At 32.2% G+C, this 13,485-nt stretch carries 12 protein-coding genes; all 12 read left to right on the forward strand.

Going from position 1 to position 13,485, the window contains the following annotated elements:
- Window positions 1-103: 103 nt before the first annotated feature.
- The gene (locus KW850_RS27555) at window positions 104-748 is read left to right on the forward strand and encodes a sugar transferase (protein WP_256358494.1); all 645 of its coding nucleotides are present in this window, start codon (window positions 104-106) and stop codon (window positions 746-748) included.
- Complete coding sequence (locus tag KW850_RS27560) at window positions 748-1,704, forward strand: glycosyltransferase family 2 protein (protein WP_218350921.1); 957 nt, start codon at window positions 748-750, stop codon at window positions 1,702-1,704. The genes KW850_RS27555 and KW850_RS27560 overlap by 1 nt, the downstream gene beginning before the upstream one ends.
- A 38-nt stretch (window positions 1,705-1,742) precedes the next feature.
- Entirely contained in the window at window positions 1,743-2,528 is a 786-nt protein-coding gene (locus tag KW850_RS27565; protein ID WP_218350922.1) for a glycosyltransferase family A protein, read from the forward strand.
- A complete protein-coding gene (locus KW850_RS27570) occupies window positions 2,525-3,163 on the forward strand; it encodes a DUF1919 domain-containing protein (protein WP_218350923.1) in 639 nt (212 codons plus the stop codon). Before KW850_RS27565 ends, KW850_RS27570 begins: the two co-directional genes overlap by 4 nt.
- An 8-nt stretch (window positions 3,164-3,171) precedes the next feature.
- Window positions 3,172-4,473: a glycosyltransferase family protein gene (locus KW850_RS27575; RefSeq protein WP_218350924.1), complete on the forward strand. Its 1,302-nt coding sequence runs from the start codon at window positions 3,172-3,174 to the stop codon at window positions 4,471-4,473.
- Window positions 4,454-5,686, forward strand: coding sequence for a glycosyltransferase (locus KW850_RS27580; RefSeq protein WP_218350925.1), 1,233 nt, complete (start codon window positions 4,454-4,456; stop codon window positions 5,684-5,686). The genes KW850_RS27575 and KW850_RS27580 overlap by 20 nt, the downstream gene beginning before the upstream one ends.
- Before the next feature lie 105 nt (window positions 5,687-5,791).
- The gene (locus KW850_RS27585) at window positions 5,792-6,838 is read left to right on the forward strand and encodes an EpsG family protein (protein WP_218350926.1); all 1,047 of its coding nucleotides are present in this window, start codon (window positions 5,792-5,794) and stop codon (window positions 6,836-6,838) included.
- Between the two features lie 4 nt (window positions 6,839-6,842).
- The gene (locus KW850_RS27590; protein ID WP_218350927.1) at window positions 6,843-7,988 is read left to right on the forward strand and encodes a glycosyltransferase; all 1,146 of its coding nucleotides are present in this window, start codon (window positions 6,843-6,845) and stop codon (window positions 7,986-7,988) included.
- 1 nt (window position 7,989) lies between these two features.
- Window positions 7,990-9,360 (forward strand): lipopolysaccharide biosynthesis protein, encoded by a 1,371-nt coding sequence (locus KW850_RS27595; RefSeq protein WP_218350928.1) that lies wholly within the window; start codon window positions 7,990-7,992, stop codon window positions 9,358-9,360.
- Window positions 9,353-10,390 (forward strand): polysaccharide biosynthesis protein, encoded by a 1,038-nt coding sequence (locus KW850_RS27600; RefSeq protein ID WP_218350929.1) that lies wholly within the window; start codon window positions 9,353-9,355, stop codon window positions 10,388-10,390. Before KW850_RS27595 ends, KW850_RS27600 begins: the two co-directional genes overlap by 8 nt.
- 16 nt (window positions 10,391-10,406) lie before the next feature.
- The gene (locus KW850_RS27605) at window positions 10,407-11,516 is read left to right on the forward strand and encodes a capsular polysaccharide biosynthesis protein CapF (RefSeq protein WP_218350930.1); all 1,110 of its coding nucleotides are present in this window, start codon (window positions 10,407-10,409) and stop codon (window positions 11,514-11,516) included.
- Window positions 11,517-11,521: 5 nt separating this feature from the next.
- The gene (wecB, locus tag KW850_RS27610) at window positions 11,522-12,646 is read left to right on the forward strand and encodes a non-hydrolyzing UDP-N-acetylglucosamine 2-epimerase (protein ID WP_218350931.1); all 1,125 of its coding nucleotides are present in this window, start codon (window positions 11,522-11,524) and stop codon (window positions 12,644-12,646) included.
- The last annotated feature ends 839 nt before the right edge of the window (window positions 12,647-13,485 follow it).

The raw sequence follows: 13,485 nt of genomic DNA on the forward strand, positions 1-13,485 counted from the left end.
TGCAAGTCATCAATAACTTTCGATAGTGTAAATCCTTATTTTAATGCTAAATGAATGTTACGGAGGTGGAGAATTGGTGTTTTATAAAAGATATGTAAAAAAAATGATAGATTTTATTGTTTCCATTATTGGTTTAATAGTACTTTCACCTGTATTCCTATTATTAATAATTTGCATTAAGTGTGATTCAAAAGGTCCGATTTTATTTAAACAACGACGTATTGGGAAAGGTAAGTCGGAGTTTTATATTCTTAAATTTAGAACGATGAAAATTGATACACCTAAAGATACACCAACTCATCTTTTAAAGGACCCCGAAAGCTACATTACTAGTGTGGGTAAGTTTATGAGGAAAACTAGCTTAGATGAACTGCCACAAATATTGAACATTCTTAAAGGTGAAATGAGTATTATTGGTCCAAGGCCTTGCCTTTGGAATCAGTATGATTTAATAGCTGAAAGGGATAAATATGGGGCTAATGATATTTATCCTGGGCTTACTGGGTGGGCGCAAATTAATGGTCGGGATGAGCTGCCGATTGATCTTAAAGCTAAGCTGGATGGTGAGTATGTTCAAGGTATTAGCTTTTGGATGGATGTAAAATGTTTCTTTGGGACTATTGTGTCAGTGTTGAAGTATGAGGGTGTTATTGAGGGTGGTACTGGAACATTGGAATATAAAGAGGTCGAATCCACTGAAGAGCAAATGATATCCACTGATTCAAAAAATAAGGAGATAACAGGATAATGACAGTGTTGAATGTTAGCTTAAATAGCCTCGAAGATTTAGAGGATGGTAATACATTAGTGGCACAACCGATAGTTAGCGTAATAGTTGCAACCTACCGACGGGATACAACATTGGAAACAGCCTTGGTTTCTCTAATGAGACAAACATATGAACACGTCGAAATTGTTGTGGTTGATGATAATGCAGAAGAGATATGGAACAAAAAGGTTGATGAGATTATTTGCAGTGTCAACAAAAAATTTGACCGGCAATTAGTTTATATAAAAAACAAAGTAAATAAGGGTTCTGCGGAAACTCGAAATATTGGTATAAGAACAGCTTCTGGAGAATATATTACCTTCCTTGATGATGATGATATATATTTGCCTGAAAAAGTTGAAAAGCAGGTCTTGCATATGCAAAAGGAGCAATCGGATTTTTGCATAACTGATTTGGAATTATATAACGAGAACAATAAATTAGTTGAAAAAAGGATAAGGGATTATATTAAGAGGGATGAATCAGATCAACTTCTTAAGTATCATCTAATGTATCACATGACTGGAACAGATACTTTTATGTTTAGAAAAATTTATTTACTAAGGTTAGGTGGATTTCCACCAATTAACGTGGGTGATGAATATTATTTAATGCAACTTGCTATTGAATATGGCGGTAAGTTTAGCTATTTGCCAGGTTGTGAGATAAAAGCTTACATTCATTCTGAAACCGATGGATTATCAATCGGTATGAGTAAAATCAAAGGAGAAAACATTTTATACAAACATAAAATGCAATTTTTTGATAAGCTCACTCCGAGTGAAAAGAGATATATTAACATGCGCCATTATGCTGTATTAGCATTTGCTGAGTTAAGAAATAAGAACATGATTGGATTTGTCAAAAACTCTGTACATTCATTATTTTGCAGTCCGTTACAGTGTCTGAATTTGCTTATTAATAGAAAGCGGTAAGTAAATGTTTATTATATTTCGATAAGTTGAGGGAAGATATGAACCTACAGGTATTAATTTCAACCATGCATCAAACAGATCATAGCTTGCTTGGGAAAATGAATATTCAAACAGATGCAATAATTGTTAATCAGTGCGATAGAAATGAATTTGAGGAATTTGAATATAAGGGAAAGTTAATCCGCATTCTTTCATTTGAAGAGAGAGGTGTTGGATTAAGCCGAAATAATGCACTCATGAGAGCTAATAATGATATATGTCTATTTGCAGATGATGATGTAAAGTATGTTGATGGTTATGAAAATATTATCGTACAAGCTTTTATAGAAAATCCAAATGTAGACATAATGATCTTTAATGTAATAAGTACTAATCCTGAGAGGCCTTTACACACAATTAAAAAAAATAGTCGGGTTAGGCTGTATAATTGTTTGAAATATGGAGCTGTAAGCATAGCTGCCCGAACTGAAAAGCTGAAGGAAGCGAATGTCTATTTCTCCTTATTGTTTGGCGGAGGAGCAAAATATAGCGCAGGAGAAGATAGTTTGTTTATTGTTGAGTGCATTCAAAAGGGCCTCAGGATTTGCACCTGTCCTCAAGTAATTGGGTATGCTAGCCAAGAGGATTCTACTTGGTTTGAGGGTTACACAGATAAATATTTCTTTGATAAAGGGGCTTTTTTTGCGTGTTTATCACGAAAAATGTATTGGTTGTATTGTATTATGTACTCTCTTAAGTGGCGTAAAATGCTCAAGGAAAACGGTGGAATCTATCATTCATATAAGAACATGATCAATGGTGCTAGGAGTGTTTTAAAAAATTGATTAAGTTTAAGAAATTAAAAAATTTTGTATTGAAAATTTGGAGAACTCCAATATGTTTTGTTATGCGTAAAAGGTTAGAAAATGAAAATTTTACAATTATATCACAAAACTGTATAGGGGGAGTGTTGTATCATGACTTGGGTGAGAAATTTAACTCACCTACAATTAATTTGTCCTTCACTTTTCCTAATTTTGTTAGATTTGTCGGAAATTTAGAATCAAATATATCTAAACCGTTAGTTTTTTCTCATTGGTCTAGTGATCCTAATAATAAATATCCGGTTTGTAAAATTGAAGATATTTATATTAATTTTATTCATTACAAAACTTTTGATGATTGTGTTGAGAGCTGGAACAAGCGAAAAAAAAGAATTAATTATTCAAATCTATTTGTTATGTGCACAGATCGTGAAGATTGCTCTGAGGAATTGCTAGAGCAATTCTCAAAGTTGCCATATAAAAAGGTATGCTTTGTATCTTCGAGGGAGTCAATTAGTAACGATTGGATGGTCCATGTCCCGGGTTACGAGATTCAAGGCGAGGTAGGGGATTTGACTCGCTATGGCGACCTAATGGGGCGGAGAATATTTGAAAAGTATTTTGACTGTGTTACCTGGTTAAATAATAAAAAATGAGGTTGGTTATGAGCGATTATCCGAGGGTTTTAATAATTAGTCATAATTGTTTGTCAACAAGTGGATCCAATGGTAGAACATTAGCTAACTTTTTTGATGGCTGGCCAATCGAAAAACTTGCTCAGTTTTATATTTATAATGAAATTCCTGACTCTTCTGTTTGTAATAATTATTTCAGAGTCTTAGATACAGAAGCATTGCGTGCCTTTATAAAAAGAGAGAAGGTAGGGCAGAAAGTAAACCCTAATAGTACTGTGGTCCCCGATAATAAAGAAAAATCTATGAATAATCTATATCAAAAACATCGCAAACGAAACTCTCTAAATTATATTGCTAGAAACTTAATATGGAATTCAAAGAGATGGAAGAGTGATAAATTTACTCAATGGGTAGATAATTTTCAACCTGAACTTATTGTACTTCAAGTGGGTGACTATGAGTTTATGTATAAAATTGCCCTAGATATTGCAAATGGAAGAAATATTCCTCTAGTTTTATACAATAGTGAAGACTATTATTTTAAAGATAGAAAATATTTATCACCCCTATATCATTACTATCGATACAGGTATAAAAAACGTTTTGAGAGAGTAATATCATATGCTTCACATTCAATTTATAATTGCGATATTCTTCAAGAAACTTATAATAAACGATTTGTACATCCAAGTACAGTTATTATGACATCTACCGATATTGTTCCTTTACAGAACAAAAAGAAAAATATAACTCCAATTGTTTCTTATCTTGGAAATTTAGGTGTGGGCAGGCACGAACCGCTTATTGAAATAGCAAATGCGTTGCAACAAATTAATCCTGAGATTTTATTGGATATTTATGGGAAAACGCCGAATTTAGAAGTAAAATCAGCTTTTGAGAAGTGCAAAGGCATACAGTATAGAGGTTTGGTTCCATATGAGGAAGTTGTTCAAGTTATGCATAATAGTGATTTGTTAGTGCATATAGAAAATTTTTCAGAATTTTATAAATGGGACTTGAAACATGCATTTTCAACCAAAATAGCAGATAGTTTGGGAAGTGGGACTTGCCTCTTAATGTATGGGCCAGGTGGGTTGGCTTGTACACAGTATTTAGTACAAACCAATGCGGCCTGTGTGGTAACAGAGCAAAGTAAACTGAAATCTCAACTTGCAAAACTGTTAGCCGATGAAAGTTTAAGAAACAGTTACAAATCCAAAGCTCTTAAGATTATCGGTGAGCGTCATGATGCAAAATCTAATCAAGAAAAGTTTCATGGACTACTCTGTAAGATAATGAGGGAAAACAAACATGAAGATTCTACAAATTAACTGTGTATATAAAAATGGTAGCACAGGAAAAATTGTTTACGATATTCATAAAGTTCTTAGAGAAAAAGGCATTGAGTCGATTATTTGTTATGGTCGAGGGCAAGAGTCGGATGAACCTGAGGAATACAAAACATCAAGTGAGTTTTTAGCAAAAATTAATAACATTAAATCGCGTTTTACCGGACTTCAATACAATGGTTCTTTTATTGCTACCAATAGACTTATCAGTATTATAAAAAAAGAACAGCCAGATATTGTACATCTTCATTGTATTAACGGTTTTTTTGTAAATATATACCGTTTAATTAAACATTTGAAGGAAAAAGAAATTAAGACAATTCTGACACTACATGCAGAGTTTATGTATACTGGTAGTTGCGGTCTTGCTTTCGAGTGCGAAAAATGGAAAACTGGTTGCGGTAATTGTCCACAATTATTGGAGGCGACACATTCCTATTTGTTCGATAGGACCCACACTGCGTGGGAAAAGATGAAAGAGACATTTGATGGTTTTGATAAAAACCTCATTGTAACATCAGTTTCACCTTGGTTAGAAGGCAGAGCTAGACAGTCTGTTATTTTAGGAAATAAAAAACATTGTACTGTACTTAATGGTATTGATACTGTAAATGTATTTCATCCAAGTGATTTTAGAGATATTAAAAAAGAACTAAAATTAACAGATGCAAAAATAATCTTGCATGTTACCGCTAATTTTACTAGCCAAATTAAGGGTGGTAAATATATTATCGAACTTGCGGAGAGATTAAAGGATCAAAATATAAAGATAATTGTTGTTGGAAATACAAATAAAAATCTCGAATTACCGAATAATATAATTGATGTTGGTAGAATAAATGACCAACACGAATTAGCAGCATATTATTCAATGGCGGATTTGACTGTAATTTCCAGCAAGCGTGAAACCTTTTCAATGATATGTGCGGAGTCGCTTTCTTGTGGAACACCTATTGTAGGATTTAAGGCAGGTGCACCGGAACAAGTTTCAATACCTGAATATAGTGAGTTTGTGGAATATGGAGATTTAGATTCTTTAGAGGGTACAGTGCGAGAATGGGTAAATCGTAAATCTTCGGTGGTCAATGAGATTGTCGAAAAAGCGCAGGGCTATTACTCGAAAGAAAAGATGTGCGAGGGCTATTTAACGCTATATAAGGAGTTAATGATTAATAGTGAGGGAATTGCACAATAGTCTTAGAATTAAAAAAGAAAAAATAAATTTTCGATAAGTGCATTTTAAAGTGTCACCAGGAAATTAGTCTCTTTATTGATTCCTTAAGCAAGAAAGGAAAGCATAATGACAGTTTTTTATTGCCTAATATTATGGCTCGGAACAATATCTCTGTTTTCAATAGATATTAAGGATAAACAAAATCGAAATAGAATAGTAATCGTATTAGCGTGTTTTGGGATATTTTTAATTCAGGCGTTCAGAGCTGAAACCATTGGTCATGATTTAATTTCATATCTACCAGGATATCATATGGCAGAAAGTATTAATATTTTTGCAGGTGAACGATTATTTAATTATGAAATAGGGTATATCTTCTACTCTCAAGTTTTTTCTAAATTAAATTTCTCCAATCAATGGTATCTAGCTGTAGTTGCACTAACTATAATCGCACCTATTGCATATGTCTGGAGTAAAAATTCCAAAATGCCAGGACTAAGTGTTTTTATTTATATCACATTAGGCTTTTTTACATTTAGTTTTTCAGGTTTACGGCAGTCAATCGCAATGGCAATTGTTTTTTTTAGTTTTAAATATATACAGAAAAAAAGTTTAATAAAATTTTTATTATGTGTTGCCTTGGCAATGTTGTTTCACACCACAGCTATCATTTTTATTTTCGCGTACCCGTTATATTATGTAAGATTTAAATCAATCCATTTCCTTTTTATCATTCCATCGTTAATAATAATATTTATTTTAAAAACAAAAATATTTTTATTAATCTATCGATTATATAGGGGAGCGGCTGGGGATATTGAGGCTACCAACGCCTATACAATGCTTATCGTTATGATATTAGTTTTAATATTTGCATATATTTTTGGCAGTAAAGACAAGCAAAATATAAGGTTTAATAGTTATAAAAACTATATGCTTGTTGCAATACTTATTCAAATATTTGCAAGTCAGTCAAGTGAAGTAATGAGAGCAGGTTATTATTACTATTTATTTATAACTTTATTAATCCCAGAAGTAATAAAGAATCAACGAGATCTAAAAGTTAGAATATTAGTAGTTGGTGTACTTATTCTTGCATTGATGTATTTCTTTCAAACGACTACGGGTAATGGATATTTGGATGTCAGTCCATACCATTTTTACTGGGAGTGAAGTTATGCCAAATTCTACTATAAAATATATTGGTTTTTATGACTCGGATACTTATGCTGAAGAGAACCGCAATTCATTTTTAGCTGCTACTAATAAAATGGATTATATCTGTCAGGCAATAGTCGCTTCAGGGAGTAATGTTGAAATTATATCCCCATCTTGGACAACAAACAAAAAAGGATTTTATCAAAAGAGATCAAGCACTATAGGAGACGGTGTAACACTTACATGTGGACCTACGTTTGGGGCGAATAGACGAATATTAAGGTATTTACGAATATTATTGTCATGGATTTGGTTATTTGGATATTTGGTGAAGAATACAAATTCGAAAGAAACAATAATTGCATATCATTCCATGATGATTATAAATCCAATAATGCTAGCGAAAAAAATAAAGAAGTTCAAACTTATATTAGAAGTAGAAGAAATTTATCAAGATGTAAAAGAACATTCTCAACTAATGCAGAAAAATGAATATAGTTTTTTTCAAATAGCGGATAGCTTTATTTTTCCAACAGAATTATTAAATGAAAAAATTAACAAAGCTTATAAGCCTCATACTATTATTTATGGTACTTACAAAGTTGAGCAAGAAAGAAAATCCAAGTTTAATGATGGAAGAATCCATTGTGTATATGCTGGCACCTTTGATCCGAGAAAAGGAGGCTCTATTGCTGCTACTGTTGCACCTTATCTCTCTAAAAATTATCATATACACATTATTGGCTTCGGAAGTGAAGAGGAGACAAGCTCAATAAAAAAATTAATTTCAGAGATTGCAAAAACGTCGGACTGTACTATTACCTATGATGGGCTACTTAAAGGTGAAGAATATATAAGATTCCTCCAAAGTTGTCATATTGGTTTAAGTACCCAAATTTCAGATGCAAAATATAATAATACATCTTTCCCATCAAAAATATTGTCGTATATGGCTAACGGTTTGCGTGTAGTTTCTGTTCGAATAAAAGCAATTGAGATTTCTGCCATAGGTGACATAATTAATTTTTATGAAGAGCAAACTCCCAAAGCTATAGCGGAAGCTATTATGTCAATTGATATAAATAAACTTTATGATAGTAAAAAATTAATAAAAAAACTTGATGAGAAATTTGTGCATTCTTTAAAAAAAATGCTGGAGAATTAACATGGATAAGCTTTTTAGGCTGAAAAAAATAATAAGTAATGAAAATAATAGAACGATACTAAATAATACATTAGGAGCTTTTGTAGTTAGAGGCGGAGCATTACTTATATCATTATTCACTTTGCCTGCGTATATAAGATATTTTGATAATCAACAAATACTTGGTTTGTGGTTTACCATTTTATCAGTTTTAATATGGGTACTTACATTTGATTTAGGAATTGGAAATGGACTAAGAAATCACTTAGTGCATGCATTAGTAAATAAGGATCACTTGCTGGCAAAAAAGTATATATCATCCGCATATATTGTTATCGGAATACTGGTATTATTTATATCGTGCTTTTCAACAGTAATATTTAGATTTATAAATTGGAATGCAGTATTTAACATATCTACAAGTATTGTTTCTAAGGAAACACTAAACATTACAGTATGTATAGTATTTGGTGGAATAATGCTACAATTCTTACTTAAGCTAATAACGTCTATACTATATGCAATGCAAAAATCTGCTCTAACTAATTTATTAAGCTTACTTAATAGTATTATTATCTTAGGATATGTTTTACTAGCAAAGTCTTCAGATATATCAACTAATTTAATTTCATTGGCAATTGTAAATGTTTTAGCAGTAAATATACCATTATTATTAACTACTATAATAGTTTTCTCAACAAAGTTAAAAGACTCTAAGCCAAACATAAATTATTTTGGGAAAAAATATGCAAGAGAAGTAATGAAGTTGGGTGTTACTTTCTTTTGGGTTCAAATAATGTATATGATTTTAACAACAACAAATGAATTTCTAATTACATGGCTAACTGGAAGTAAAATGGTCGTGGAATATCAAATATATAATAAACTGTTTACTTTAATAGGTACTATTTTCACTTTGGCATTAACTCCTATTTGGTCAGCTGTTACAAAGGCTCTCTCTGAAAAAAATTATGAATGGATTAATAAACTTTATAGAACACTAAATTTAATGGCTCTATTAGCTGTTATATGTGAATTTGGTATGATACCATTTTTGCAATTTGGAATAAACTTATGGCTTGGAGACAATGCGATACAGGTGAATTATTTATATGCTACAGTCTTTGCTTTATCTGGCAGCATTTTTATTTGGAATGGAGTATTATCTAGTATTGCTAATGGAATTGGTGAATTAAAAACACAAAGTGTTTATTTTACTATAGGTGCAATTATTAAAATACCTATTGCATGGACTCTTGTTATGATTTTTGATTCATGGATAGGTATTGTAGTGGCCGATATTATTGCTATGAGCTTGTATTGTATTATACAACCAATATGGTTAAAAAAGTATTTGGATAAAAAAGAATTAGGAGATGAGAATTATGTTTAATAATAAAACCTTATTAATAACAGGCGGTACTGGTTCTTTCGGTAATGCTGTGATGGAAAGATTCCTCGATACTGATATAAAAGAAATTCGTATTTTCTCTCGTGATGAAAAAAAGCAAGATGATATGAGAAAACATTATAAAAATGACAAACTTAAATTTTATATTGGAGATGTTAGAGACTTAGCAAGTGTTAAAAATGCTATGCATGGAGTAGATTATATTTTTCATGCTGCAGCATTAAAGCAAGTTCCATCATGCGAGTTCTTCCCTCTTGAAGCCGTAAAAACTAATGTGATGGGTACAGACAATGTATTAACAGCTGCTATTGATTATGGAGTAAAAAAAGTAATTTGCCTTTCAACAGACAAAGCAGCTTATCCAATTAATGCGATGGGTATTTCAAAAGCAATGATGGAAAAGGTATTTGTCGCTAAATCCAAAACTGTCGATCCAGATAGAACCCTCATTTGTGGAACTAGATATGGTAATGTGATGGCTTCACGTGGTTCAGTTATTCCGTTATTTATTGAGCAAATTAAAAGTGGGCACCCTTTAACAGTAACAGACCCTAATATGACAAGGTTTTTAATGAGTTTAGAAGACGCAGTTGAGTTAGTGGTATTTGCTTTTCAAAATGCTGAGGCAGGAGATATTATGGTTCAAAAGTCTCCAGCTAGTACCATTGGTGACCTTGCATTAGCTGTAAAGGCACTGTTTAATGCTGACAATGAAATTAAAGTAATTGGAACTCGTCATGGGGAAAAGCGTTATGAAACACTACTTACCAAAGAGGAATATGTAGTAGCAGAAGATCTAGGTGGTTTCTTTAGAGTTCCTGCTGACCAAAGAGATCTTAATTACGATAAATATTTTGCAGATGGAGATAAAAAGCTTACTACTGTAGAAGAGTATAATTCGGATAATACACAAATCCTTAATATAGAACAAATTAAAGAATTATTACTTGAGTTAGATTATGTTCAAAACGAGCTTAAAGAATGGAATAAAAAGATTCACGTGATGAACTAGAGGGTGGAATTAATTGATGAATATTCTTGTTACCGGAGCGAAAGGTTTTGTAGGAAAAAACCTCATTGCTGAACTTAGAAATAAAGGATATAACAATATCTTTGAATTTACTAGAGAAAGTGATCCTTCATTACTTGAAAAATATACAAAAGAATGTGATTTTGTATTTCATTTAGCTGGAGTAAACAGGCCTAAAGATGAAAATGAATTTATGGAAGGCAATTTTGGTTTAACTTCTCAATTACTAGAACTACTAAAGAAGCATGGCAATAAGGCTCCTGTACTTATTACTTCCTCTATTCAGGCAGAAAAGGATAATCCTTATGGTAGAAGTAAAAAAGCTGGAGAAGATTTATTATTTAATTATTACAGAGAAACTGATGCAAAAGTCTATGTCTATAGACTAGCAAACTTATTTGGAAAGTGGAGCAAACCTAACTATAATACTGTGGTGGCTACATTTTGTTATAATATAGCTAGAGGCTTAGATATCCAGATGAACAAACCAGATGCAGAGCTTAATCTATGTTATATAGACGATGTATTAGAAGAGTTTTTTAGAGCTTTAGAGGGAAATCCAACTATTCAAAATAATTACTGTGATGTACCTGTAACACATAAGATTAAACTTGGAGAGCTAGCTAATCTTATAAACAGCTTTAAAGAAAGCAGAATAAATTTAAGTATTCCAAATATGGAAGACGCTCTAACCAAGAAGCTTTATAGTACTTATTTAAGCTTTTTACCGGAAGATAAGTTTTCTTATGATCTTAAAATGAATTGTGATCAAAGAGGATCATTTACAGAATTTATTAGAACCTCTGAAAGAGGTCAAGTTTCTGTAAATGTTTCAAAACCTGGAATCACAAAAGGTAATCATTGGCATCATACTAAAAATGAAAAATTCTTAGTTGTCAGTGGAGAAGGATTAATTAGGTTTAGAAAGATTGGTGCAGATGAAATTATTGAATATAGAGTGAGTGGGGAAAAGTTACAAGTTGTTGATATTCCAACTGGATATACTCACTCCATTGTCAATGTAGGAAATAATGATTTAGTTACAGTAATGTGGGTAAATGAGTGCTTTGATCCAGAAAAGCCAGATACTTATTATGTAGAGGTGTAGAACTAATGGATAAGCTTAAAGTTATGACAGTAGTAGGAACAAGGCCAGAAATTATTAGATTATCAGCCGTTATTAATAAATTAGAACAATCCGATGCTATTGAGCACATATTGGTGCATACAGGGCAAAATTATGACTATGAATTAAATGAGGTTTTTTTCAATGACTTTAATCTTAAAAAACCTGACTATTTCCTAAATGCAGCTGTCGGAACAGCAGTTGAAACTATTGGTAATATACTTATTAAAATAGATCCAATTATGGAAGAAGTAAAACCAGATGCTTTCTTAGTTCTTGGAGATACTAATAGCTGTTTATGTGCATTAGTGGCTAAGAAAAAACATATACCAATTTTTCACATGGAAGCAGGAAATAGATGCTTTGATCAAAGGGTCCCAGAAGAGACTAATAGAAAAATAGTTGATCACATTTCAGATATTAACTTAACCTACAGTGATATAGCTAGAGAGTATTTACTGAGAGAAGGTCTCCCTGCTGATAGAATAATTAAAACTGGCAGCCCAATGTTTGAAGTACTTAATTCAAAAAAAGAGGACATTGAACAATCTGAAGTGTTAGAAAAGCTTGGTTTAAAAGAAGGAAAATACTTTGTAATTTCTGCACATCGAGAAGAAAATATTAATTCAGATGTTAACTTCCTAAATTTAGTTTCAAGTCTAAATGCTATTGCAGAAAAATATGAAATACCAGTTATTGTGAGTACACATCCTCGAACTAGAAAGATGATAGAAGAAAAAAATGTTGTCTTTAATCCTTATATAACTTTAATGAAACCACTTGGATTTTCTGAGTATGTAAAATTACAAATGAAAGCAAAAGCGGTCCTGAGTGATAGTGGGACAATAAGTGAAGAATCGTCTATACTTGGATTTAGAGCACTTAATATAAGACAAGCCCATGAAAGACCAGAGGCAATGGAAGAAGCGTCAGTAATGATGGTTGGCCTAGAAAAAGATAGAATTTTACAAGGTTTAGAAGTACTAGAGACACAAGAGAAAGATACATTAATAACTGTAGCAGATTATAGTATGCCGAATGTATCAGATAAGGTACTTAGGATAATATTATCATATACAGACTATGTGAATAGAACTGTATGGGGAAAGTAATAGGTAAAGTGTATATATTTATAAACCAAGCTGATTCTTTTATCGGCTTGGTTTTTTTTATAGTCTTATCCTAAGCGTCGTTACACCACGAGATCTGTGTAATAATCTAATGTGACAAACATGAAACTATGGAAACGTGGTGGCTTTAGCGAGATGGTTTCTGTGCGTTTCACAGACATTTTTGGGAGAAACCATTAAATCCCGTGCCTGTCACGCCCCGGATTTTGTCGACGATTGATAGGCTTTTGATGAATTTAAAATGTTAGAATGATATTTCCATCATACTTTTCCTGTTGAAGAATACTATCCCTGGAGCAACTTTTATCTATATAAGTATCCCAGATGGGTACCGCTGCTATTTATAAATATGGATTGCCTATTAGACTATTATGAAGGAGTAGTAGAACAGAGGAGAGAGTAGTACTGCGATAGTATATTTGCAAATTGAGTGCCACTGATTCCGAACGATAAATACATAAAAAACCATGCTATTGTTCATTCCAGCATGGCTTTAATGTCTCTGGTATTATCTCGGATACGCATCCATCAATTCACGTAAATCTTGTAGGGCAGTTCTACACTATCTTCTTTATTTTCATGAAATCCAGTTCCTTCTAAATAATAGTGGTGAAGATAGGAATTATTTGCGAAGCTTTTGTAGCCTTCAGGAACTGTGAAAACTTCTACAGTAAATGTCAAACTATTGTCTATGTGTAATCAACGGTGATAAAATCCCTAATAACAACGGTTCCAAATTCCCCTAAAATAACGGAGAATTAGTTTCGATACTAGATAAATCGGAGTGGAGAAACTAATGATCAAGATTGGGGAATTTTTTA

It is taken from the genome of Bacillus sp. sid0103 (assembly GCF_019219025.1).